We start from the raw sequence: 24,175 nt of genomic DNA, 5'->3' as shown, positions 1-24,175 counted from the left end.
GTGGACCCAAGGCCCGGTCCACACCGACGATTCTCAAACAGCGCTGCGGGCACTCAGATCCAACGCGATGTCGACGATCATGTCTTCCTGTCCGCCGACCAATCCCCGGCGGCCGGCCTCCACGAGCAAGGTGCGCACATCGATTCCGTATGTCGCGGAGGCTTTTTCCGCGTGACGCAGGAAGCTCGAGTACACCCCGGCGTAGCCGAGTGTCAGAGTTTCGCGGTCGACCTGCACCGGTCGCTCCATCAGCGGGCGGATCAGGTCGTCGGCGGCGTCGGTGAGCGCGTCGAGGTTCGCGTGGTGTTCCCAACCGGACAGGTCCGCTACCGCGATGAATGCCTCCAGCGGAGTATTGCCCGCGCCCGCGCCCAGACCCGCCAGGGAGGCGTCCACCCGCACTACACCTTCCTCGACCGCGACCACACTGTTGGCGACCGCCAGCGACAGATTCTGGTGGGCGTGGATGCCGATCTCGGTGCTCTCGGACAGGACATCCCGGTAGGCCCGCACGCGGTCGCGCACCCCGTCCATGGTGAGCCGGCCACCGGAATCGGTGACGTAGACGCAATGAGCGCCATAGGACTCCATTAGTTTGGCTTGCTGGGCCAAACTCGCCGGGGTGTTCATGTGGCTCATCATCAGGAACCCCGACACGTCCATATCGAGCTCGCGGGCGTACCCGATGTGCTGGGCGGCGATGTCGGCTTCGGTGCAGTGGGTGGCTATGCGGACCGAACGCACGCCGAGGTCGTAGGCCCGCCGAAGGTCTTCCACGGTGCCGATTCCCGGCAGCAGCAGTGTGGTCAGGCGCGCGCGGGTCAGTGCTCCGGCCGCGGCTTCGAGCCAGTCCCAGTCGGTGTGGCTGCCGGGCCCGTAGGTCAGGCTGCCGCCGTGCAGGCCGTCACCGTGGGCGACTTCGATGGCGTCCACGCCCGCCGCATCCAGTGTCGCGACCACGGATGCGACCGTGGCGGGGGTGATGCGGTGGCGCACGGCGTGCATACCGTCACGCAGGGTCACGTCCTGCAGGAAGATCGCGGTCATCGTGCACTCTCCTGGGTCGCGCCGACCACGGTGGCACCGGCGAGACGCTCGGCGACCCGCAGTGCGGCCGAGGTCATGATGTCGAGGTTTCCCGCGTACGACGGCAGATAGTGCGCGGCGCCTTCCACTTCCAGGAACACCGACACCTGGTGGGTCACCGGAGAGTCGCCGACCAGGGTGCGCAGGGCCGGGTCCTCGGCAACGGGGGTGATCTGGATTTCCTGCTTGAGCCGGTACCCGGGAACGTATGCGGCCACGTCGGCGACCATCGCGGTGATCGATTCGCGGATCGCGGTCTCGGCTTGCGAGCCCGGATCGTCGATCAGAGCGAGCACGGTGTCTCTCATGATCAGCGGCGGCTCGGCCGGGTTCAGCACGATGATGGCGCGTCCGCTCGTGGCACCACCTACCGCTTCGATTGCGTGCGAGGTGGTTTCGGTGAACTCGTCGATGTTGGCGCGGGTGCCCGGGCCGGCGGACTTCGACGCGATCGAGGCGACGATCTCCGCGTAAGGAACCTCGACCACGCGGGAGATGGCGGCGACGATAGGGATCGTGGCCTGGCCGCCGCAGGTCACCATGTTCACGTTCGGGGCGTCGAGGTGCTCGTCGATGTTGACCGCCGGGACGACGAACGGTCCCAGCGCCGCGGGCGTCAGATCGATCAGGCGCTTGCCGTAGGGTTCCAGCGCGACCGCGTTGTGCTGGTGCGCGCCGGCGGAGGTCGCGTCGAAGATGATGTCGATCTCGTCGAAGTTGGGCAGTGCGATCAGGCCGGCGACGCCGCGCGAGGTGGTGGGCACCCCCAAGCGGGCGGCTCTGGCGAGCCCGTCCGAGTCCGGGTCGATGCCGACCATGGCGCCCATTTCCAGGGTCTCGGACAGGCGCAGCACTTTGATCATCAGATCCGTGCCGATATTGCCCGATCCGATGACCGCGACTTTGGTGCGGGTCATAGTTCCTCCAACGTGAAGTCGACTCCCGCGAGGTACTCGGTACCTAGCGACAGGGCCGATCGAACGTGGGCCCCGGGGTGTAGCGGGGCCATCGGCCCCAGCGCACCCGAGAGCACGATGTCGCCCGCGCGTAGCGGGTCTCCGAAGTCACGCGCGACGTTCGCCAGCCACGCCAGGGCGTTGAGTGGGTCGCCCAGGCACGCCGATCCGGTTCCGGTGGACACGACGTTCCCGTCGACGGACATGGTCATCGTGATCTGACGGGGCTCGAAGTCCTCGAGCGAGAGGCGCTCGGACCCCAGCACGAACCATCCGCTCGAGGCGTTGTCCGCGACGGTGTCCGCGAAACTGATGTCCCAGTTCGCGATTCGACTGTCGACGATTTCCAGCGCTGCCGCCGCGTAGTCCACCGCTCCGCGCACACTGACCGCGTCGAGCTGATCTCCGGTCAGATCGGCACCGAGCACGAACGCCACCTCGGCTTCGATCTTCGGCTGCAGCAGCGCCGGCCGTTGCCGTGTCGGGGTGGTGTTCACGTCCATGTCGTGGAACAGAACTCCGAAGTCCGGCTGGTTCACACCGAGCTGTCGCTGCACCGCGGGGGAGGTCAGGCCGATCTTGCGGCCGACCACCCGCGCGCCGGCGGCCACGCGGGCGTCCACGCCGATTCGCTGCACGGCGTATGCCAGCGCGACATCGTCGGGTCCGATGAACGAACGCACCGGCGGGACAGGGGCACCGGCGTCCCACGCGCTGGACAACACCTCCGCGGCCGCACGGACATCGGGGTTCTCGTGTTCGAGGGCGGTCATCGGGCTCCTTCCGAATTTGCGTGGATATCGCTCAGCGCTGTGATCGGCGGTGTCGAATTCCCGTTGAGGGCCGCTGTTTCGCCGATTTCGGGTTGATGCAGCCGCACGAGCAGATCGCCGACGAGCACACTCGCGCCGACTCCGGCGGTGGTGCCGTAGACGAACCGGTCGGGGCGCAACAGCATCAGGTCGCCGACCTTCATTCCGGCTCGGCCGAACCACTTCGCCAGCGCCCCGGTGTGGTCCTCGATGTCGCTGTTCTCGCCGTCTCCGCGCCCGTCGCCCGGGCTGCCCTGTGGTCGGCCGCCGCACGGGTAGGCGATCACGAAGCGAGTTCCCAGTTCGGTCAGGGCCTGTGCGTCGCGGACTCCCAGGACGGTGCGCGGGTCGACGCCGTAGCCGAGAATCGCGAACCCGTCGCCGAGCACATCGTCGAGTCGGCAATGGCGGCCGTCGTAGGTCCGTACGTCGGGCTGAGGGGCCAGTGTTCCTTCGACTCCGCGCCAGCCGCGCCGTGGCAGGCCGAGGTAGGCGCCGCGCTTGAACTTCGGGGCGGGTTTCATTTTCGCGCCGCGGATGTAGCTTCCGACCACGGGCAGCTTCATGGCCGTGGTCAGGGCCACGTCGCGGGCGGCGGCAACGACCTTGTTGTCGATGGAGACCAGGTTCTTGTTGAACACAGACAGGTCGATCATCGCCTTCGCGTGCGGGCGACGTTCGGTTTCGTAGCTGTCGAGGATTCTCAGGCTGGCTCCGTCACGCAAGATCGCGGTGAGCTTCCACGACAGGTTGTCCGCGTCACGCACTCCGGAGTTCATGCCCTGCCCGATGAACTGGGGCGTCATGTGTGCCGCGTCGCCGGCGACCAGGATCCTGCCCACCCGCCACTGGTCCGCGACGACCGCGTTGAAGGTGTAAACGAGTTTGCGAAGAACCCGGACCTCGTCGGGGTCGACGAATCGAGCGATGTTGCGCCGCACGGTCTCCGGGTCTTCCATCTGTTCCTTGGTCTGCTCGTCGGTGAGCATGAATTCGAAACGGTGGTGACCACCGGGCTGCGGGCAGGACACGATCGGCAGTGTGGGGTCACACACGAAGTCGAAATAGGGCAGATGCCGGAACGCGTCGATCCCGTCCTTGGCCTCCAGGTCGACGACCAGCCATCGTTCGGGAAAGCTGGTGCCGGTCATGTCGATGCCGAGGTTGGTGCGCACCACGCTGCGCCCGCCATCACAGCCGATCAGGAAACTCGCGCGCACGCGTTCGAACGTGCTCGGGTCGGGCATCGCGGCGGTCTTGCCGTAGCCGGTGCCCGCGGAGGCGCCGTGCTCGATGGTCACCGAGTCGGCGTCCTGATCGAAGTGGGTGACCTCGCGGCCCCGGCGAACCGTGACGTGCGGGTACTGCTCGAGGGATCGTTCGAGGGTTCCCTCCAGGTACGGCTGATACAGGAAGTTGATCACCGGCCAGCCCAGCGGCCGCTCGCTCTGGTGGAACTGAGCCAGCACCGAGCCGTCCTTGCGGACCCATTGCACGGTGGAGTCGGCGTTCATGTCGGCTGCGAGTTCGTCTGCCGCGCCGGCGGTTTGGAAGACACGCATCCCTTCGTCGTCGGTGTAGACCGCTCGCGCCAGGCCGTAGTACTCGGGCTCACGTTCGAGCACCAGGACACTGGTCCCCCGACGCCCGAGAAGATTGGCCAAGGTCAGCCCCGTGGGGCCCAGACCGACGATTACCACGTCGTAATCGATGTCCGTCATTGTTGCGGTCCTCCAGAAAGTGCAGGGACGGTGATCTCGGGGGTCGTCGCTGTCCGCAGCGCCTGACGGAACTGGCCGAACTTGTTCAGCACGCTCTCGCCCACCGGAGTGTGTCCCCAGATGCTGATGCCCTTGTACGTTGTCGGCTCCCACGTGGATTCGAGTTCGGGGCCGATCACGACCGGGTTCCAGCCGACTTCGAGTTCGAATCCGGACGGTGTCACGCAGTAGAAGGACAGTTCACGGTCATTGGTGTGCTGCCCGACCGACCATTGCATGCGGAAACCGAGCTGGGTGACGCGCTCGAATGCGGCCAGCATGTCATCGAGTGAGCCGGACTGAATGTTGATGTGCTGCACCACGGTCCGCAGCGGATCGATCTTCACTCCCCGCAGATTGGCGATCGCGATGGAGTGATGACGCTCGTTGACCCGAAGGAATCGGATCTTCATCATCAGACCGGAGATGTTCTCGTCGATGTAGTCGGTCAGACGCGAGTCGAACACGGTCTGGTAGTAGCCGCGCAGCAGCTCGGGTTCCCTCGAAATGATGGCCACATGTCCCATGCCCGCCTCGCCGGTGACCCACCCGGCACTGAGCATGCGCAGCGGATCGGGGGTGGTCACCGCGACGGTGAAGATCTCCTGGACGATGCCCTTGGGGCCGGCGAAACGCCAGAGGCGTTCCACCCCGCGCCGAACGGCTTCCTCGGCGCCGGCCTCGGTGATCGGCACTCCGTGCTGGGTGACCCGGGCGAGGATGCGGTCGAAGCTCTCGTGGTCGTCGACCTGCCAGCCCAGCGCGGTGACGTCTTCGGCGGGCCCGCGTTCGATCAAGAACCGGCAGGTGCGGTCGTCGAGGCGAAACCGCAAGGTGTCGCGGTCCAGTTCGTCCACGTGCAGGCCGATGGCGTCCGCTCCGAACCGGCGCCAGTCGGGTAGACGGTTCGACTGCACGGCGACGTAGCCCAGGTGGACTGCTCCGAATACCGAGTCTTGCGGGGATCCCGGGAGGTGGAGCTCGCTCATGATCCGGCCTCGAGGAATGCGATGGTCAGCGTGTTGAACAGCTCGGCACGCTCCCACTGCACCCAGTGCCCGGTATCGGCGACGAGGTACAGGTCGCAGTGTGGCATCGCCTTGGCCAGCATCGGCCCGCCCTCGGGACGGTTCACCTTGTCCTCGGCGCCCCACAGGACCAGCGTGCGATGGGCGACCTCGGCGAGTTTCGAGTCCCGGGTGAAGTCCATTCGCCACAGCGTGCGCAGAGCCAGCGGACCGGACGGGCGTCGCAGCGGCGGGTTGGCGATCACTTCGGGATCGATGCTTGCGCGGTAACGCTCTTCGATGACTTCGGCCGGCACGGCACTGCCGTCGAACACCAGGTAGTCGCGGATGAAGCGGGAGATCTTCTCACGACTCGGTCCGTCGCCGGGGTAGTAGTTCAACAGCTGCTGCAGCCCGGCAGTGGGCAGCGAGCGGGTCGTCCCGACCCCGCCGGGCCCCATCAGTACCAGGCGATCGACCTTGTCCGGACGGTCGATGGCCAAGCGCAGCGCGGCCGCGCCGCCGTAGGAGTTCCCGACGAGGTGTGCGGAGTCCACACCGAGGGAGTCGAGCAGGCCGCCGATCGAGCGTCCGAGGTAGCCGAAGGGATCGGACTGATCCACGTATTTGGCGGACTGACCATACCCGGGCAGGTCGGGCACGATCACGCGAAAGCGCTGCGCCAGGGCCTCGACGTTCCGCGAGTAGTTGGACAGTCCGGTCGCACCGGGCCCTCCGCCGTGCAGCAACACCACGACCGGACCGTCTCCCACCTCGGTGTAGAACATCTCGCGCCCGCCAACCACAATCTTGCGCCCGGCGCCGACCGCTTTGTCGATGCTTGTCACAGTCACCTCCATGACTCGTCTGTTGATAAAATCATCAATTACGATGGGTTCATCTGTCAAGTGGGTCGGGTAACACGCAATGAAGGTCGGCACGCCTGAAGTCGGCCTCATTGCTGCCCGGGGTGCTCGGATACTTCGGTAAGCGAGTGGCCTCGGCTCGACAGAGCGTGAAGAGTGCGTGGAGCGGCGGCGAGACTCGGGGCAACTACCGCTTCCGGTGGACGAAATCGATTGCCTTTCAACACGAAAGGTGTCAACACACAGACTCATGATCAGTGCGGAATTGACGCCCCGCGATGGTGGTGCGGAGCAGCTGTCCCGGCCCGAACAGGGCACGGTCAGCATTTCGGCGTGTGCCCCTGCTCCCGCGCGTCACCGGTTCGGGTCGAACTCCTCGGTACCGGATACCAGCCGGAGTCCGGCAATACCCGAATGGGTTCGGGCGTAGGCGAGTTCACGCCCCAGATCTGGGGCCGCACCGGCTCGCGCATGGTCGGTTGATCGGCGATGGGCTCTACCGACCTGTCAGCATCCGGTGCCTGTGGATTGCAGAGTTGTTTGTTCGCCGACGAGGGTGGCGCGTACGCCCTTGTCCGTCACCGTGACCTGTTGGGGGTTCATGCCCAGTGGGTAGTCGCCCAGGCTCTGTGTCATGAGGTCCACTACGGCAGCGGCGACGGCCGGGGGCACTCCACGAGAGGAAACGGTATCGACCTTGATTTGGTTGTCTTCGACATAGGGGCGAACCTGGACGCTCGCAAGCCCGCCCAGCATCGCGACGTCCAGCGTGCCGGATTCAGGGTTCGACGCGACATCCGATGCCAGCCGTGTCAAGGTCTGGGCGATGGCGTCGTTGCTCCAGCTCACCTCTGCGGCGCTGTGCCCGATCGTGGCCTGCCCGTCGCGATCGAAAGCAACGTCATCGAGTTGAGCATGAACGGTCATATCCACAGCCGGACCGAAACGCGCATTGTCGCTGTCGAGGGCGATCGTCGATATGTGCCGACTCGACGCGCCCAGCAGTACCGGGTCAGTGCCCAGATCGACTGACACATCCGAACCCAGATCATCACGGATCTGGTTGGCGACGCAGTTCTCGATGCGGTGCCGGTAGAGAAATTCGACCGAGATCGTGCCGACGGCCAGCAGGCAGATCACCACGACAACCCCTGCCAGGATTGTTGTTTGTCGATGTCGCCTGTTTCGCGGGCGTACATTGCCGGTCTGGTCGCTGGCGATGTCGGAACGTGAGCCGTCTCGGTCGGACGTGGTGTGCCCCATGGAAATCCTCCGGTCTCGTGGAATTGAAGGGTGCGCCGCGGGGGCGTCCGCACTGCGGCGATCCCAGCGCCAACGGGTCCGCGCAGGCGCCCGACGAGCGGCGGATGCGGGCCCGCGACGGGTTCGGAGGGCGGCTCGGTTCCGAAGTGCACATTGAATGATGAAATCATCATAAATGATGATATGCCACAAGACCGGTGGGATTGATTACACGAGTGTCGAAGCCGCTGTTCAATGGGCCGTCGGGCGAGGCTTCCCGGGCCTGTGATCCGTGCGATGACGTGGGTGCGTGCAGGTGCTTCATCCCGAAACGTCTTGTGCCACGCCCTCCGGCGAGGCGGGCTGTCTGTTGTGCGGGTCACGCCGACGGTGTGTTGAGTCGCCCGGTCACGTCGATTGACAACTCGTTTCATCGCATTTGATACTTTCATCAAATACGGAAGGCCTCACACACACCCGAACTTGTCGGCTCCGAGCCGACATCGGCCGGGGCACTACTCCCGGCCGGCCCTGTCACATCGAAACGAGGAAGACGCTTGTGAAAGATTCCGACGCATCACCCGGTTCTCGGTTCAGTCGACGACGCATGCTCGGCGGAGCGGCCGCCGCCGGCGCGCTGGGCGTAGCCGCGGCCACCGCGCTGCCGACGGGTTCGCAGAACGCGCTTCTGGGTGCCGCGGGTACCGCTCGTGCGCAACAACCTGCACCCACGGGCACCTATCGGATCGATCTGCATGCCCATGTTCTGCCACCGGACTACCGATCGGCGTTGCTTCAGCACGGCCATTTCACCATCGGCGGCTATCCGACGCCCGAGTGGTCGCCGGAGTCGGCGATCGCCTTCATGGACTACTACGGCATTCAAGCCCAGGCGTTGTCGGTGTCCGATCCCGGTGTGGGCTTCCTTGCGGGTAAGGAAGCCCACGACATGGCGCGCTACTGCAACGACTATGCGGCGGGTCTGATCAAGACCTATCCGACCAGGTTCGGTTCTTTCGCGGTCCTGCCGATGCCCGATATCGCGGCGTCGATAGACGAGGCGATCTACGCACTGGACACCCTTCGCCTGGACGGCGTGATCTTGCTGTCGGCGTACAACGGGGTCTACCTCGGCGACCCGCAGTACGAGCCGTTGATGATCGCGCTCAATCAGCGCAGCGCCTATGTTTTCGTGCACCCGGCGGCGATCCCGGACGACGCCAAGCCGTCTTTGCCTCTGCCGGACTTCCTCGAAGAGTTCACCTTCGACACCACCCGCGCGGCCACGATGATGATGCTCACCGGAGTTCGCAAGCGCTACCCGAACATCCGGTTCCAGCTCTCGCACGCCGGCGGAACCTTGCCGTTCCTGTCGTGGCGGATCGGGGTGGCCTCGGAGACCCAGATCGGCGAGAGCTGGCCGCAAGGAGTGCCCAAGCCCTCGCTTCTGGAGACCAAAGAGCAGATCGGCAGTTTCTTCTACGACACGGCATTGAGCGGTTCCGCTGCAGCGATGGCCGCGGTGTCGGCGGTAACCAGCCGCGACAACATCGTTTTCGGCTCGGACTGGCCCTTCAGCGCGACCACTCTGCCGCAAAGTGGTGACCGCGACCCCGCCCCCGGGCTCAGCGACTTCTTCGATGCCGACCAGCGCATGGAAGTCGAGCACCACAACCCTCTGCGGCAGTTGCCTCGCCTGGCCGACGCGATCAGGTCCTAGTCGAGCCGGGTTCTGGGTCTATCGCCGCCCCGATGAAGCGGCGGTGATAGACCCAGTCGTGCACGGCCGGTTCAGTTCTGGGTGTGAACCGCGGCGATCACGCCCGACGCCGGTGCGTCGAGTTGCTCGTCGGCATCCGTGTCACCTTTGAGGTACCGGTCGAAAAAAGCTGCCGAGTACCGCATGTACGCTTGCGCCTTCGCGGTGAAATCGGCTTTGTCCCATGGGAGTTGAATTACGCTGAAGTACGGATTCAAGGCGGCCGCGTCGGTGACCAGGAAGTGATCGGTGTTGGTGATCTCGACGAAGTACTTCGGTCCTCGGGCCGCGTCGTACACCTGCCATTGAGGCGCCCGGGATGCTTCGAGGTAGGGGTCCGCGCCGGTGATGAACATCATCGGGATCGTAATGTCGGCCGCGGCTCGAGAGATGTAGTCGTCGGCGACGAAGACCGGCGAAGCCAGCGGCACGATCGCCTTGATCCGAGGGTCGCGGAGCGCGTCCTCGGAAGGCCAATCCTGTCGGGCAGGCAGTGCGCATGGATCGATATCGGTGACCGCGGTGCCGGACTCGATGGCTGGGACCGGGTGGTCACACGGGACGCTCATCCCGCCTTTGAGAAGCGTGTACGCCGCCCCCAGTGAGTGTCCGGTCATGCCGATCGCCTCGGGATTCATCGAGCCGCCCAGGATGTCTTCTCGATCCTGGTTGCGCCGCAATGTTGTATCGATCGCTATGGCGATCTCCTGCGGGCGGTATGTCATCGCGAACTGTGTCCTTCTGAACCATTCGCCGTAGATGGAAAAGACCGAGTCGCTCGGATTCTGTATAGCCATGGCCTGCAGGCCCTTGACCAACTCCGACCCCTGTAGCCCGGGCATCGCGTCGGTCGCGTCGTCGTGGTCGATACCCACAACGACATATCCCTGGCTGGCAAGGTTCTGGGTGTAGAAGTAGTAGCCATCTCCCGGCGCACCGAGGCCGGGCGAGAACATGATCACCGGGTACGGTCCGCCCGAGTGGTCTAGTGGAGCATTTTCCACCGCTGCGCCGGTGATTCCGTTCGGTGTGACGAAGGGTGGGACCGTGGTCGCCTGGGCGGGGTACCAGGTGACCAGTCGGAGACTCCGGCCACCGTAGGTGTAGGACGACACGTTCACACCGACGGGGTACTTCCCCATGGGCGCTGCGGTTGTTACCGGCGACGGCGGCGGTGGAATGGGCAGAGCCCCTGCCGGTCCGGCATCGACGATCGATGCCAGTGCGATTGTCGTGGTCAACGAGATGGCTACTGCGAAACATCGTCGCAGGCGCGACGGCAATGTCGAGCGCACCATGGTTACTCCTGACGAGAGACGTTGCTGTTCACTCCACCCGCGCCTACCGGGCAGTCGGACGTCGGTGACGCAACAACCTCGGAGCTCGTTGCGGTTAGGGACCCTCGAGCCCCCGCGCTGGGACATGCTCGAACCCGAGCGGAACTACCACCAGCGATTGATCACCCATGTTACTTTTCATCATCATGGATGGTTCAATCCAATACGATCATTTCATCAAAATTGGCGGTCGATGTCGGCTCGTGGGGCATCGATCTGGCTGCTGGCTGTTCGCCGCGCACAAGGGCGATCCGGGCGGCGGCGCTGTTCGATCAGGTGGTGTCGCGCCCACAGGGAGGGCTCGGGCGTGAAAGGTCGGGGTCGGGCCTGTGTCAGCGACGGTCGGCCGCCCGCGCCACTGCCCGGAATACGCGTGCCCGCATTTCGCGGCGTACTCGCCTGCGCAGAGATGGCTCGGGTACCGACATTGGTGCGCCCTGCCCACCGAAACGAGGGAACAGCACTGCGGCGTTCGAGCGCTCGATCGCCGCCCGGGTCGCCAGGTCCGCTCCTGGAAACTCGGTGAGGCCGGCCTGGAAATAGTGCACAGCGGGTTCCGGTGCGAACGGCCAGTCGCTGCCGTACAGCACGTGCCCAGGCGCGGCGAACCCGAGCAAAGTCGGTAGCGCGGCTGAACTCGAGGTCAGCGCGGTGTCGAAGTAGAAGTTCGCTAGTTCGTCGAGGACCTCGATCGGACTGCGGCCGGTCTGGGTGAAGATGCTCAGCGCCATGCGATGTGATGCATATGGGACGAAGCCGCCGCCGTGACTGAGAATGAACCGAATATTCGGGAATTTCTGGCGAATACCGTTGCGCACCAACAGGTACGCCGCTCGGCTGGTATCGAGGAGGAAGTCCGCGGCGAATGGCAGCACACCCGGCACAGTGGGGCCGGGGAGGTCCGCAGGGTGTACAAACACTACGGCAGCGCGGTCGTCGAGAACCCGGAACAGCTCGTCCTGCCCATCCTCGCCCAGGTACGTGCCGCTCGAGTTGCCCAGCAGAACCACCCCGTCGGCACCCAGTTCATCCAACGCTCGCACGGCCTCGCTCGCCGCGGCGGGAACATCCGGCAGCGGCAGGGTTGCGAAGAACCCGAAGGTTCCAGGCCGTTCGGATGCCAGTTCCGCGGCGTAGTCGTTGATCGCCTGTGCCAGTTTCGCGGCCTTCGAGCGGTCGGTCAGGAATGTGGTGCCGGGGGTAGAGACCGACAGGATCGCCGACGCGATCCCGGCGCCGGCCATGAGGTCGAGGGCTCCGTGTGGTGTCCACTCGGGCAGGTCACGTCCACCGGCGGAGGCGACGCCGTGCTCACGGAGTGCTCGCGCGTACACCGGGGGGATCATGTGCTGGTGCACATCGATTCGATTCCGCGACATGCCGAATGTCCTCTCCATCGAGTCCTCGTCGCGTGATCCGAGCACCACCGACTATCGACATTATCCTCATTATTGAGACTATTATCAAGAACGTGCTTGTCGTCGATGGCGCTGGTGCAACAGTGCGCGGATATCACCAGGATCGCGCGCAGACGTGAGACGGACCGGACGAACACCCCGCCAGGCTTCGACGTACGGTTACGGTCCGTGGGCTGCCGTGGCCGATGAACGCCACGGGCATGACGGTGGGCGACGGGTTCGAGGTGGTGATCGAAACGGTGATTCCTCCCTCGCTGCAGCACCATCAGCAAAATTGCTGCAACCGCCCCGGGGTCGGGCCTAGGCGCGACCGCGCACGACGGCGAGCCGGGACAGCAGGGTCTGGGCGACGCCGGCCTGCAGGGCGGCGCTGCCGCGTTGGACGGGATACACGGTGAGCAGGGCGACGACACCGATGATCGTGTTGAAGACGGTCCGGTTGTGGGCGGTGTCGGCGCCCATGATCGTCTCGACGACGATGTCGCGATTGTCGTCCAGGGGAAGGAACCTGCCCCAGAGCCAGTACGTCAGTCCGCCCAGCGTCAGTGCCCACCACACGATCGGCAGCACGAACGTGATGATCGCGATCGGCAGGTTGACGATCGCGTACAGCAGGTCCAGCCAGCTCTGCCCCTGCCGGATCGGGGTGGTGATCCGGCGGAACCAGCCCGCACCCTCCGGCGCCTCGGCGTACCGGGGACGAAGAATCGCGGTGTCGGTCAGTTGCTGGAGGCGGACGCGCTCGATGTCGGCGAATCCGCGCGCGATCAGCAGCGTCAGCGCTAGCAGCGGAATGCCGACGAAGATCACCGCTGTGCCGAGGCTCGCCGCGAACAGTGTCACGAGGAGGCTGAAACTGACCAGCGCCAGGGGAAATCCCACGAACGTGTACGCGAAGTCGAGCGCCAGGCGGCGGAGGATCGTCATGCGGCCAACGCTAGGAGCGCACCGCGCAACGCCCCATCCAACTCCGGTATGGGATCGGTCTACCACCGGGGAGGGACGAACCGGCGGTTCGCGCTCGGCTCACATGTACAAACCCTTGGCGCGCAGGATCTCTATGACCCTCCGGTTGTGCTCGCCGCGGCGCTCGCGCTCCTGTCTCGCCTGCTCGGGATCGTCGATGTGCCGGTGCACCAGGATGAGGTTCTCCAGACGCGTGACCGACCCGTCCTCGCGAATCCGACAGTGCGAGGCAGTTTCCCCGTCGTTGCCTTCCTGGTAGAAGTCGAGGAAGTAGCCGGTCTCGTCGTACTCGGCACGCACGCAAATCCGTTCGCGTGACGAGCCCTCCGGTGCGACCAACCCGATCGGGACCGCCAGTCGCAGCGGATCAGGGAACGCGGAGATGTGGCTCGTCGCCCGGGACAAGGTAGCGAGAAAGATCTCCCGAACCTGATCGGGCACCACATCTTCCGATGCCATCACCACCTCCTACGAGCGACCGGCGACCTCGGCGTGGCCACGACCGGCAGCGAGTGCATGCCGGCTCGGCGAGTCATTCATCAGGTGCCACCGAACCGTCGAACTCCGCCAGAATCGTCCGAACTCGAAACCGGGAGAACGCGAGATTGCCGACCGTGTCATCGAACATCGCGTGCACGAATAGTCGCGCCGGATAGTCGGCGCGGACCGGGACCAGCAGGTGGTAGCTCCCGGCACGGCACACGATCAGTTCGTCGAGGTCGCCGTGCTCGGCCGCGGACAGCGCCGCGTTCGCCGCGACAGCGCGCATGACTTCGGTTGCCATGGCGGCGTTCTCGTGGTCGTCGACCATCGGGTGGTTGCCCGCCGCGGCGATCAGCAAACCACTGGATCCATCAATCAGTGTCACACTCAGCGCGCCCGGGATCTCCATGACCTGTCCCATGCACCGCTCGATCTCCGCCACCCCACCCACCCACCATCCATCGACGTCCGGAGCCTCGCACTGTACCGACCGTGGTGCGGGCCGTCTTCTCGGACGGTCGCTATGGCGCGGAACATGCTGGGGCGGAGCGTGTCAGGTAGCAGCGGCCCGGATTACGTCTGCTGGCCGGTGCCGGCGAGCACGATCTCCCGGATACAGACCTCGGGCGGTTGCTCGTAGGCGAAGCGGATCGCCTCGGCCACCGTCTCCGGGGCCAGCGCGCCACCCGCCGACCGCTTCCACTCCTGGTAGTCGGCCTTGATCTGCTCGTCGGTGGTGTGGGACAGCAGCTCGGTCTCGACCACGCCGGGCGCGATGGTCACCACCCGCACTCCCCTGCCCGCGACTTCCTCGCGCAGGTTCTCCGACATCGCGTGCACGGCGAACTTGGTGCCGCAGTAGGCGACATGGTTGGGGAAGGTCTTGCGGCCCGCGACCGAGCCGACGTTGACGATCGTGCCCCGGCCTCGCTCGAGCATGCCGGGCAGCACCGCGTGAATCCCGTTGAGCAGCCCCTTGACGTTGACGTCGAACATCGTGTCCCACTCGGCGGGCGCCTGGGTCGCCAGCTCGCCCAGGAGCATGACCCCGGCGTTGTTGACGATCGCGTCCACCGGCCCGAACGCTCGCTCGCCGTCGGCGACGGCCGCCGCGACGGCCTCGCGCTCGGTCACATCGACGCCGAGACACAGTGTGTCGGGCAATCCCAGGACTTCGAGCCGATCCACGCGCCGGGCCAGCAGCAGCAGGGCGTGGCCGCGGCTCGACAGCAACCGGGCGGTCGCGGCGCCGATTCCGGAGCTCGCACCGGTGATCACGACGAGTGGTCGGTCCATCGCCTGCCTTCCGTAGTCGACGGGGTTGCTCAGGGAACGATGACAGCGCGACCGCGCAACGTGCCCGCGGCCAAGCGGCGGTAGGCCTCGGGAGCGTCGTCCAGACTGAAGCGCTCGACCGCTATCTCGAGGACGCCCTCGTGCGCCAGATCGATGAGCTCGATCAACTCGCTGCGGGAACCCCAATACGGCGAAGTCACCGCGGATTCGTACGGGCTGATGCCGAATCCCACTCGCGCGGCGGCTTTTCCGTCACCGAGCCCGACGATGGTGACGTCGGAATCGATGCCGGCCACGGCCATCGCGGTGTCCACCGTCGGCTGGTAGCCGACGAAGTCCAGCACCAGGCTCGCGCCCGCGGCGCCGGTGATCTTGCGGACGTTCTCGGCCGCCTTCGCGTCCGAGAGCACGGCTTCGTGCGCGCCCACCGACCTGGCGAAGGCCAGCTTGTCGTCGCTGACGTCCAGGGCGATCACCCGGGCCGAGGACAGGTGCCGCAGCAACTGGATGGCGACATGGCCGAGTCCGCCGCTGCCGATCACCACCGCCCAGCTGCCGGGGCGCAGCTTGCCCAGGGAGCGCTTGATCGCGTGGTACGGCGTCAGCCCGGCGTCGGTGAGCGGAACCGTCGCGACCGGGTCGAGGTCGCCGATCGGAACCAGGTGCCGCGGCGAGTCGACGATCATGTACTCCGCGATCGCGCCCGGCGCGCCCAGCCCGGGCGGGTAGATACCCAGCTCGGCGGCGCGCGAACAGTAGTTCTCCAGCCCCTGCGCGCAGAACCAGCACACCCCACACCCCCACGGCCCGTACACGACCGCGTTCGTGCCGACCTCGAGACCCTGCACGCCCGCGCCCACCGCCGCGACCGTGCCGGCCCCCTCGTGCCCGAGCGTCAGCGGAAGCGGGAACGCGAACACCTCCGCCGGCATCGACATCACGAAGTCGTCCGAGTGACACACCCCCGCGGCGGTCACCTGCAGCAGCACCTGCCCCGGCCCCGGCTCGGGCGTCGGCACCTCCCGGACCTCAGGCTCGGCACCGATCTGTACGTACTGCAGGGCCTTCATAGCGCTTCCTTCCGGTCGGACGACGTTGGGTGCGCACCGCGGGAGACCAGGCGGCCGGCCTTCAGGCTAACTCACAGCAAATACCCTGCGGGTTCCGGCGGCGTTTCGCGCCGAGCGGGTGAGGATGGACATCGCCCGCCGCCCTATGAGCCGCTCGTTCTCGCCGGGGCGCTCGGCCAACGGATCAACCTTCGGCCGCGGAACTCGCCGTCGTCAGCACCGGCGCGAGCATCCCCGCTCACCGGTGCAGCCGCCGTGCGAGCTCAGGCCGGACCGGATAGACACGCTCCTCGGGGAGCAGTGCCGCAGCGGAGTCGTACCTGCCCCTGGCGCGTAGGTCCGATATGTCGCGCACCCTCGGGGTCAGGTCCGTGATCTCGGTGACCCACTCGTCGACGAACCGCTCGACGATGTGCCGGCTCAGGCCGACCTGGATCGACCGGGTGTCCGAGCTCGCGCCGGTGAGTGTCCGCTCCGGGTCCCACTGCACGGTGACGATCGCGTGCTTGATCTGCGCCTTCCAGTCGGCGCGGTCCCTATACACGCCGGGCACGTAGCTACTCAGAACCGCGTGCGACAGAGCGCTTTCCCAGCCTTCGCGGGTGATCCGGACGGCGAGGACTCGTTCCTGGCCCGGCTTGCGTCCCCAGTCGCTGCGCTCCATCATCCACAGGAACGACGGCTTGATCCATGTCATGCGGTTGGTCGAGAACGGGGGCACGAAGCGCTGTGCCAGCACCGCGGGTTCCGCGATCGCCGGGGCGTACGCCTGATAGACGACTATCGACTCCTGGTCGTAGTCGGCTCGAATGTCGTGGACTGCCATGGATACCTCGTTCGATGCGGTCCGTGCCGAAATCGGTTTCGAACCATAGTGTTTCGTCATCTGGTCCGCAGCCGATTTGTGCTGGTTATGCGGGAGACACCGATACCGAGGTCTGCAGCCGTAAGCCCGAGCACTCGCGATCCCGGTGTCACAGCGTGCTGTTAGCGTTTGCGCCGCAAGCGGATTCACCCGGGTGCCGCCCGCTCGCGGTCGATGTTCGAACCGGAAGGAAAGTTGTCTCATGAAGCTGGTTATTGCCGGAGCACTCGCGGCCGTCGCCGTTGTCGCCGGAGCCGGGAGTGCCCAGGCGCGGTCGTACGACCCGGACACGGTGATCCTGAACGCCGAGAACGGCGCCATCACCATGACGTACGGGGCGTACGTGGATTGGCTCGCCGAGAACGCGAGCGAGGTCCGGCCCGAGGTCCAGCAGGCCGGTGGGTGCGCGGCCTACCTCGCCAAGACCGGAAACCCTGCCCGCATGAAGGAAGCCGCGCCGCTCGGGATCGACCCGTTCATCGCCGCGTGCAAAGAGGCTCTGGGACTTCAGGCCTGAGACTCCCCCGCCGTGTTCGCACGGCGAGGTCGCTAGGTTCCGGACGGAATCCGCAGCACGACAACCGGGAATCGCGAGATGACCGCGGCGGATCGTGAACCTGTGCAGCGGCTGCGGCACCCCGCTGCCTACAGTTCAGGCATGACGCCTGATCTGGATCCCTCCACCGTTGTCGTGCACGCCGGCCGGCCCGCTCGGGTCCCGGACGCGCCGATGGGTGGGTCACCCGTCTTCAGCTCGACCTACGTCGCGGGTGGCGAGACGGGTTACGGCCGCTTCGGCAACGACGCCTGGACAGCGCTCGAGGAGACCCTCGGCGCGCTGGAGGGCGGCCGCTGCCTGAGCTTCGCCTCGGGGATGGCGGCCGCCGCCGCGATCTGCGACCTCGTACCGGTCGGTGGACGGGTTGTCGCGCCGCAGCACGCCTACAACGGAGTGCTGGCGCTGCTGGATCAGCAGGCGGCGACGGGGCGGCTCACCGTCGACCGGGTGAGCATCGTCGACGCCGCGGCCGTATCGGCCGCGGTGGCCGGGGCGGACATGCTGTGGCTCGAGTCGCCGACCAACCCGGCGTTGGAGGTCGCGGACCTCTCGGCGCTCGCGGCGGCGGGCCGGGCCGCGGGCGCAATGGTGGTCGTGGACAACACCTTCGCCACGCCACTGCTGCAGCAGCCGCTGTCCATGGGCGCCGACATCGTGCTGCACGCGGTGACCAAGTTCATCGCGGGTCACTCGGACGTGGTGCTCGGCGCCGTCATCACGAACTCCGATGAGAAGTGGTCGGCGCTGGAACTGCGGCGGAGAAGCCAGGGCGCGATCCCCGGCCCGATGGAGGCGTGGCTGGCGTTGCGCGGACTCCGCACGCTCGCACTGCGTATGGAGCGGGCCCAGTCCAATGCCGCGTTCCTGGCGGCACGCCTGCTCGAGCACCCGCGCGTGAGCCGGGTGCGCTATCCCGGTCTGCCCGACGACCCCGGCCACGCCCTCGCGGCCACCCAGATGTCCGGCTTCGGCGCGATCCTCGCCTTCGAACTCGGCGGTGACGCGGCCTACGCGCAGCTGGTCTGCGAAAGCACCGAGCTCTGGGTCCACGCCACCAGCCTCGGCGGCGTGGAGTCGATGCTCGAACGCCGCCGCCGCTGGCCCATCGAGGTCTCGACCATCCCCGTGGACCTCATCCGTCTGTCGGTCGGCATCGAGCACCCGGAGGATCTGTGGGCCGACTTGGCGCAGGCCTTGAAGTAGCTCCTCGACCCGGTTCACTCCGGTCCCGGGTGTGCCTACTCGGATGCGCGCAGGTACACCCGGGCTCCCGGCAGGTCATTGAGGTGCTGTGCGATCGGACCCCGAATTCGCATGGCGCGCACCGCGTCTTCGACGGTGTTCTTTCCGGGACGAGCGGGACCCGCATTCCCGGTTGCGTCGGGACTCAGCCGCACGCCACCAGCGTGCACGGTTCGACCAGGTACACGAACGAATCGAGGGGGCGTACGTACACCCGGTGGGACACCGGGTCCGCGGTGATGCCCTCGGCAGAGCGTTGCATCTCGATCGTGCCTTTCACACTGCGAGAGGCGGTGTCGATGACGGTCAGGCGGGTGGGGCCGTCACCGCCCGAGTACGAGGCGTATACGTGGCCCAGGGCGGGGTCGATCGCTATCCAGAACACCTCGTGGCCGACGTCGATGAGTTGACTCGTCCCGGTGGTGAGGTCGAGCGCGACCACGCTGGTTCCCGCGGACATGTAGGCGGCGTTCGTCTTCGGGTCCATGACGATTCGATCGCTCGAGACCGATGTATCGATCTGGCGCACTATCGATTTGGTGTAGGGGTCGATGACCCGGACGTTGCCGGTGCCGCTGAGATAGACCAGTCCCGTGTCGGGGTCGGCGGTCACGTCCAGACCGTGGCCCCGGGCGACGATCCGGCCGCTGATCTGGACGGTGGCGGCATCCACGATCGTGGCGACCACGACCGAACCGGTTGCGGGGTCGACGGTATCGCCGTTCGCTTGGGCTATGTAGACATCGTGGGTGATCGGGTTGACGGTCAAACCGCGAACGCCGGACGGCACGACCACCGATCCTGCCACCGCGCGCGTTTCCGGGTCGATCTTGACCAGCGCGGTGCCGCCCTGTGCCGTGCCGCCGAGCAGCCAGAGTGTGCCGGTCCCCGGGTCCGCCGCGATCCCCTGGAGCGACTTCTCCACCGGTATCGCGGCGATAGTCGTCCTGGTTGCGGTGTCCACGACCGACACGGTGCGGTCGGCGCTGTCGTAGGCGTACAGGCGGTTCCGGGCTGGATCGGCGGCCAGGTACCCGACGCCGCCGGAGTAACCCACGGCGATCTTCTCGAAATCGGGTCCGGTCTGGTCATCCCGGGAAGAAAGCACACCTACACCGGTGAGCACGGCGCCGACCAACACGACCATCCCGGCAATGAGCCATGGCAGCCACCGTGAGAAGTTCCTGGACGGTGCGGGATTCGATCGTGGTGCCGCCGGCCGCAGCGGGTCGTATGTGCCGTGGGGCGCAACCTGGCCCATGGACGTGACAGGAAGTCGAGGGTCGGCGCCACCGTTCGGTGGCGGGCTCGGCTTGGAGAAGTCGATGCCACCCCGGGCCGGTGCTCCCGTCGCGGCAACCGGCGACAGCTCGGCAGGCGCCGGCGCGAATCCCACTGCGGCGTTGGCATGTTCGTACGCGCTCGCGGTCAGCCGGAGCCGATCGGCGGGATACCCGACCTCGTACGCGGCCGCGGCGAGCACCTGTGTCTGCTGGGCGGACCACTCGCGAGGATGGACGAGCTCGAGCCCTCCGGGCAGATTCCACCCGCACTCGGGCTGTGCCCGCGCGATCACCGCGCGCAGCACCGCCGCCACCAGGGCCTGCACCGGTACCGTGGTCCCGCCCAGCTCGCACGTCGGCCGGCCGCTCTCGATCCACCAGTTCGGTTCCGCCGCATACCGGGAGGGGTCGATCAGACCGTGTTCGCGGGCCACCTCCCCCACTTCGAGTCCTGCCGTCGACGAGAGGTAGACCCCCGCCGGCATGGCCGTCCCGGCATCGGTCAGGCGCAACGGCCGCACTGTTCCGTCGACCCCGCACAGTGCCGCCGACGTCTCCACCGGCCCGAATTCCACACGCAGCCACACCGGCTGACCATTCCCCACCACGTCACCCCTTCAACGACCGGTCAACTCGGCGAGCATAGCTGGACGGTCGGGCGCCCCGAGCCAGCTGTTGCGGGTGCCCGATTCGGGGTCCGCCAGTCGGAAATCGATGCAGCCCGGGAGTGACAGCCGCTCGCCGCCAGTGCTCTCAGACTTCTCTCAGCAGCGATCGGCACACTGACCGGCATGGGACGTCGGGGGGGTCGAATCGTTTCTCTCGCCGCGAATCCGGATCCCGGACCATGACTGACGCGCGCGGACCGCTGTCGGCGGGAGAATCCGGGCGGCAGGCGCCGATCGGCGGGTCGATCACCCTGCACCGGCGGGTCACGCTGCTGGCGGCCTCGGTGGTCACGGTCGCGGTCGCGGTTACCTCCATCGCCGCGTACTCGCTCGTCGCGCGCAGTCTCTACGACGATGTCGACACCCAACTCCGCACCCGTGCAACGTTCATGATCAGCAAGAACGTCGACCGGATGACCTATCTGGAAGCACGCACCCTGGGCAGCCTGTTCTCCGACGACATCGGCGTCACGCTGATCTACCCGGGCGGCGGGTCGAGCGGGCTGGTCATCGGGTCCGACACCACGCCGCCGCTGGGCGATCCGGAGATGGCGGTGGCGCGCGGCGAGCTCGACTTCTCGCTGCGCACGATCGGCGATCGGCGGGTGCTGGCCCAGCACATCAATTCCGGGGTCACACTCGTCATCGAGCAGCGCCTGCAGCCCACCCGCGACATGCTCGACCGGCTCACCTGGCTGCTGTTCCTGGTCGGCGGCTGCGGCATCCTGCTGGCGGCCGCGGCGGGAACTGCTGTGGCACGCACCGGATTACGGCCGGTGGCGCGTCTGACCTCCGCGATCCAGCGCGTCGCGCAAACCGATGACCTGGCACCGATACCGGTGTCCGGTGACGACGAACTCGCCACCCTCACCGAGCGATTCAATACGATGCTGCGCGCGCTCAGCGACTCCAGGGAGCGGCAACGGCGCCTGGTGGCCGACGCCGGCCACGAACTCAAGACGCCGCTGACCTCGCTGCGAACCAACGCCGAGCTCCTGATCGCCTCGGATCGTCCCGGCGCACCGTCGATTCCGGACGAGGACATGGCCGAGCTGCGGGACGACGTGATGGCCCAGATCCAGGAACTGTCCACGCTCGTGGGCGATCTGGTGGATCTGGCGCGCGAGGACGTACCTGACGCACAGTTCGAGCGGGTCGATGTCGCCGTCGCTGCCGAACGGGCGCTCGAGCGCGTGCGCCGGCGGCGGGGCGAGGTCGAGTTCGACGCGGAGCTACGACCGTGGTGCGTCTACGGCGACCAAGCCGGCCTCGAACGGGCGCTGCTGAACGTGATGGACAATGCGGCCAAGTGGAGTCCCGCCGGGTCTCAGGTGCGGATCGCCATGGTCGCCAACGGCCGTGGGCTGCTGGAGTTCACGGTGGACGATGCCGGGCCGGGGATCGAGCCCGGCGATCGCGAGCTGGTCTTCGAGCGCTTCTACCGCGCGACCTCCGCGCGTTCGATGCCGGGGTCCGGTCTCGGGTTGGCGATCGTGAAGCAGATCGTCCTCAAGCACGGGGGGACGGTCGCGGTGGAGAGTTCGGCGCGGGGTGGGACGTTGATCCGGATCGTGCTTCCAGGAGAGCAGATCGGCTGAGGTTGCCGGTCGGGCCCGTATCGGTATGGTCGCTGTCACTACGACATCCCTTTCCGGTGGCCGGGACGTTCCGATGGGCCTGATCGAAGTCGCCGACCTCACCGAAGCCACCCCGCGACTACCCCCGATCGAAGATTCGCCCGATCCTCTCAGTCACCTCGTGCTCACTGTCCACACCACAGAGATACTGCAGATCAGGACGCATCCTCCACCCAATTCCGGCATCCGGCAGGTCGCATACGGAGCGACTGATGGAGCCAGAGCCTTTGCAGCACAGCCTCATTGAGCACTGATCGAACTCCGTAGAGTCGTGGTGTGATCGAACCGGATTGGTACTGCTCCGAGGTAATCCCACGCTTGATCGACGTCGAAGTCTTGGTCGAGACCGAACACGCCCTCGCCTTCCGCCCGCCGATGCCGGGGTTCGGTACCGAGCATGTCATCGTGGTGCCCAAAGACCATGTTCGCTCCCTCCTGGAGCTCGAACCAGGACTCGGTGCGCACCTCTTGGCGGTCGTGCAAGAAGTCGCGGCCGGAGTTGCCGCCGAGCACGGCGGCTGTCAGGTACTGACCACGCTCGGCGACGAGCAACACAATCGCCATCTCCACGTACACGTCGCGGCTGGCAAGGGCGTTGCACGGTTCGTCGGGCGGGACTGATCATGGCTGAAAGCTCGAAAGCGTCAACGCACTCGACGACAGATGGCTCGCTGACAGAATCCGCAGCGCTGAACCGCTGACGTGCAACGCGCCACCACGCGCACTTCCCTCACCTTGCCTGGATACCAGAGCCTCCGGTCGCGGTGTGGTTCTCGGTACCGTGGGTTCGCATGAGCGCCACCGAGCTCGAGATCACCGCGAACCTCGTCCGCGATTTGCTACGGGAACAGCATCCCGATCTCGCGGACCTGGCCATCCGCGAGGTGCCCGGTGGCTGGGGCAATCAGATGTGGCGCCTCGGAGACGAGTTGGCCGTACGCATGCAGCGCATGGACCTCACCCCCGACCGGCAACTGGAGGAAAGACGGTGGCTACCCGTACTGGCTCCGAGATTGCCACTGCCGGTACCGATCCCAGTGCGGTTCGGCGAACCGTGCGCACGCTTCCCCAAGCACTGGACCGTGATGACCTGGGTCCCCGGCCGGCCGCTGGACCACACCACGATCAGCCGCGGCACCCACACGGCCGACACCCTCGCTCGCTTCCTGCAGGCACTGCATGTACCGGCAGCCCCCGATGCGCCTGCGGGGAGAGACCGTAGGGGCCACCCCCGAGACTGCACCGACAGCTTCGAGAACCTCGTCCGGGCCGTCGCTCCCGACCTGGTCGCCGCCCACAGCCTCCGGAGAGTCTGGTCCGAAGCGGTCGCCGCGCCCGCGTGGGCCGGCCCACCGCTATGGGTACACGGCGATCTACACCCCGCGAACGTCGTGGTCTCGGACGGAACGCTGTCGGGCATCATCGACTTCGGTGACATGTTCGCCGGCGACCCGGCGTGGGACCTCGCCGCCGCATGGGTGCTGCTGCCCGCAGGCTTCGCTGAACGATTCTTCCGCACGTACGCGCACGCCGACGACGCCACGATCCGACGCGCACGCGGATTGGCCGCGATGAAGAGCCTGTTCCTGATGCTCATGGGGCAGAACGGAGATCGCGGCCTCCCCGGCGGCAAGACGCACTGGGGTCCCGCTGGCCACGCAGCGCTCGATCGTGTGCTCGAGGGATCGTGATCCTGCCGAACTAAGCACTCTCGTGACAGCGAGCAGGCGGATCGCATCGTGTTGGCGTGAAGGCGGTGGCCACCTGTTCATCGTCGATCTTCGAATTGTGTTGGCGTCCAACGCCATCCAGACACAACGGAAGGCAAGGGCCGGGAGTTGTCCCCCGTATCGGGTACGGTCG

The 24,175-nt window shown here is 66.5% G+C and carries 22 protein-coding genes; 6 read left to right on the top strand and 16 right to left on the bottom strand.

Annotated features, from left to right (window positions below):
- Positions 1 to 33: 33 nt before the first annotated feature.
- The 7 genes from dmpG to ACWIGI_RS35245 form a co-directional block, all read right to left on the bottom strand.
- Positions 34 to 1,047: a 4-hydroxy-2-oxovalerate aldolase gene (gene dmpG / locus ACWIGI_RS35275; RefSeq protein ID WP_454207800.1), complete on the bottom strand. Its 1,014-nt coding sequence runs from the start codon at positions 1,045 to 1,047 to the stop codon at positions 34 to 36.
- Positions 1,044 to 2,003: an acetaldehyde dehydrogenase (acetylating) gene (locus tag ACWIGI_RS35270; protein ID WP_454207798.1), complete on the bottom strand. Its 960-nt coding sequence runs from the start codon at positions 2,001 to 2,003 to the stop codon at positions 1,044 to 1,046. The genes dmpG and ACWIGI_RS35270 overlap by 4 nt, the downstream gene beginning before the upstream one ends.
- Positions 2,000 to 2,815, bottom strand: a complete 816-nt coding sequence (locus tag ACWIGI_RS35265) for a 2-keto-4-pentenoate hydratase (protein WP_454207796.1) — start codon at positions 2,813 to 2,815, stop codon at positions 2,000 to 2,002. The genes ACWIGI_RS35270 and ACWIGI_RS35265 overlap by 4 nt, the downstream gene beginning before the upstream one ends.
- Positions 2,812 to 4,575 (bottom strand): bifunctional 3-(3-hydroxy-phenyl)propionate/3-hydroxycinnamic acid hydroxylase MhpA, encoded by a 1,764-nt coding sequence (gene mhpA / locus ACWIGI_RS35260; RefSeq protein ID WP_454207794.1) that lies wholly within the window; start codon positions 4,573 to 4,575, stop codon positions 2,812 to 2,814. The genes ACWIGI_RS35265 and mhpA overlap by 4 nt, the downstream gene beginning before the upstream one ends.
- A complete protein-coding gene (locus tag ACWIGI_RS35255; RefSeq protein WP_454207793.1) occupies positions 4,572 to 5,603 on the bottom strand; it encodes a VOC family protein in 1,032 nt (343 codons plus the stop codon). The genes mhpA and ACWIGI_RS35255 overlap by 4 nt, the downstream gene beginning before the upstream one ends.
- Positions 5,600 to 6,409, bottom strand: coding sequence for an alpha/beta fold hydrolase (locus ACWIGI_RS35250; RefSeq protein WP_454207808.1), 810 nt, complete (start codon positions 6,407 to 6,409; stop codon positions 5,600 to 5,602). Before ACWIGI_RS35250 ends, ACWIGI_RS35255 begins: the two co-directional genes overlap by 4 nt.
- A gap of 585 nt (positions 6,410 to 6,994) precedes the next feature.
- Entirely contained in the window at positions 6,995 to 7,750 is a 756-nt protein-coding gene (locus tag ACWIGI_RS35245) for an LmeA family phospholipid-binding protein (protein ID WP_454207791.1), read from the bottom strand.
- A 538-nt stretch (positions 7,751 to 8,288) separates the two neighbouring features.
- Here ACWIGI_RS35245 and ACWIGI_RS35240 point away from each other — a divergent pair.
- Positions 8,289 to 9,449 carry an amidohydrolase family protein gene (locus ACWIGI_RS35240; RefSeq protein WP_454207789.1) on the top strand — a complete coding sequence of 387 codons (1,161 nt, stop codon included), beginning with the start codon at positions 8,289 to 8,291 and terminating at the stop codon, positions 9,447 to 9,449.
- 71 nt (positions 9,450 to 9,520) lie between these two features.
- Here the strand turns inward: ACWIGI_RS35240 and ACWIGI_RS35235 are convergent, their stop codons facing one another.
- The 8 genes from ACWIGI_RS35235 to ACWIGI_RS35200 form a co-directional block, all read right to left on the bottom strand.
- Positions 9,521 to 10,786, bottom strand: a complete 1,266-nt coding sequence (locus ACWIGI_RS35235; protein ID WP_454207788.1) for an alpha/beta hydrolase family protein — start codon at positions 10,784 to 10,786, stop codon at positions 9,521 to 9,523.
- A 371-nt stretch (positions 10,787 to 11,157) separates the two neighbouring features.
- A complete protein-coding gene (locus ACWIGI_RS35230; protein WP_454207787.1) occupies positions 11,158 to 12,204 on the bottom strand; it encodes an amidohydrolase family protein in 1,047 nt (348 codons plus the stop codon).
- A 339-nt stretch (positions 12,205 to 12,543) separates the two neighbouring features.
- Positions 12,544 to 13,170, bottom strand: coding sequence for a sensor domain-containing protein (locus ACWIGI_RS35225; RefSeq protein WP_454207785.1), 627 nt, complete (start codon positions 13,168 to 13,170; stop codon positions 12,544 to 12,546).
- Positions 13,171 to 13,269: 99 nt separating this feature from the next.
- Entirely contained in the window at positions 13,270 to 13,668 is a 399-nt protein-coding gene (locus tag ACWIGI_RS35220; protein WP_454207784.1) for a hypothetical protein, read from the bottom strand.
- Between the two features lie 73 nt (positions 13,669 to 13,741).
- Positions 13,742 to 14,143, bottom strand: a complete 402-nt coding sequence (locus tag ACWIGI_RS35215) for a hypothetical protein (protein WP_454207783.1) — start codon at positions 14,141 to 14,143, stop codon at positions 13,742 to 13,744.
- A gap of 122 nt (positions 14,144 to 14,265) precedes the next feature.
- On the bottom strand, positions 14,266 to 14,988 hold the full coding sequence (locus tag ACWIGI_RS35210) for an SDR family oxidoreductase (RefSeq protein ID WP_454207781.1): 723 nt from the start codon (positions 14,986 to 14,988) through the stop codon (positions 14,266 to 14,268).
- A 29-nt stretch (positions 14,989 to 15,017) separates the two neighbouring features.
- Positions 15,018 to 16,058 (bottom strand): NAD(P)-dependent alcohol dehydrogenase, encoded by a 1,041-nt coding sequence (locus ACWIGI_RS35205; RefSeq protein ID WP_454207779.1) that lies wholly within the window; start codon positions 16,056 to 16,058, stop codon positions 15,018 to 15,020.
- Positions 16,059 to 16,296: 238 nt separating this feature from the next.
- Positions 16,297 to 16,884 carry a DUF4291 domain-containing protein gene (locus ACWIGI_RS35200; protein ID WP_454207778.1) on the bottom strand — a complete coding sequence of 196 codons (588 nt, stop codon included), beginning with the start codon at positions 16,882 to 16,884 and terminating at the stop codon, positions 16,297 to 16,299.
- 241 nt (positions 16,885 to 17,125) lie between these two features.
- Between ACWIGI_RS35200 and ACWIGI_RS35195 the strand changes: the two genes are divergently transcribed.
- Positions 17,126 to 17,440: a hypothetical protein gene (locus tag ACWIGI_RS35195; protein WP_454207777.1), complete on the top strand. Its 315-nt coding sequence runs from the start codon at positions 17,126 to 17,128 to the stop codon at positions 17,438 to 17,440.
- Between the two features lie 141 nt (positions 17,441 to 17,581).
- Complete coding sequence (locus tag ACWIGI_RS35190; RefSeq protein WP_454207775.1) at positions 17,582 to 18,685, top strand: trans-sulfuration enzyme family protein; 1,104 nt, start codon at positions 17,582 to 17,584, stop codon at positions 18,683 to 18,685.
- A 184-nt stretch (positions 18,686 to 18,869) separates the two neighbouring features.
- Here ACWIGI_RS35190 and ACWIGI_RS35185 read toward each other — a convergent pair whose 3' ends face one another.
- Positions 18,870 to 20,612, bottom strand: coding sequence for a hypothetical protein (locus ACWIGI_RS35185; RefSeq protein WP_454207773.1), 1,743 nt, complete (start codon positions 20,610 to 20,612; stop codon positions 18,870 to 18,872).
- Positions 20,613 to 20,854: 242 nt separating this feature from the next.
- Between ACWIGI_RS35185 and ACWIGI_RS35180 the strand changes: the two genes are divergently transcribed.
- From ACWIGI_RS35180 to ACWIGI_RS35170, 3 genes are all read left to right on the top strand, one after another.
- A complete protein-coding gene (locus ACWIGI_RS35180; protein WP_454207771.1) occupies positions 20,855 to 22,273 on the top strand; it encodes a HAMP domain-containing sensor histidine kinase in 1,419 nt (472 codons plus the stop codon).
- Positions 22,274 to 22,588: 315 nt separating this feature from the next.
- Complete coding sequence (locus ACWIGI_RS35175) at positions 22,589 to 22,933, top strand: HIT family protein (RefSeq protein ID WP_454207769.1); 345 nt, start codon at positions 22,589 to 22,591, stop codon at positions 22,931 to 22,933.
- Positions 22,934 to 23,103: 170 nt separating this feature from the next.
- The gene (locus ACWIGI_RS35170; RefSeq protein ID WP_454207767.1) at positions 23,104 to 24,003 is read left to right on the top strand and encodes an aminoglycoside phosphotransferase family protein; all 900 of its coding nucleotides are present in this window, start codon (positions 23,104 to 23,106) and stop codon (positions 24,001 to 24,003) included.
- Positions 24,004 to 24,175: the final 172 nt, after the last annotated feature.

The organism is Nocardia sp. NPDC055321 (assembly GCF_053645575.1).
Note: the sequence above shows the minus strand (reverse complement) of the source record. Positions and strands in the feature narration are given on the sequence as shown.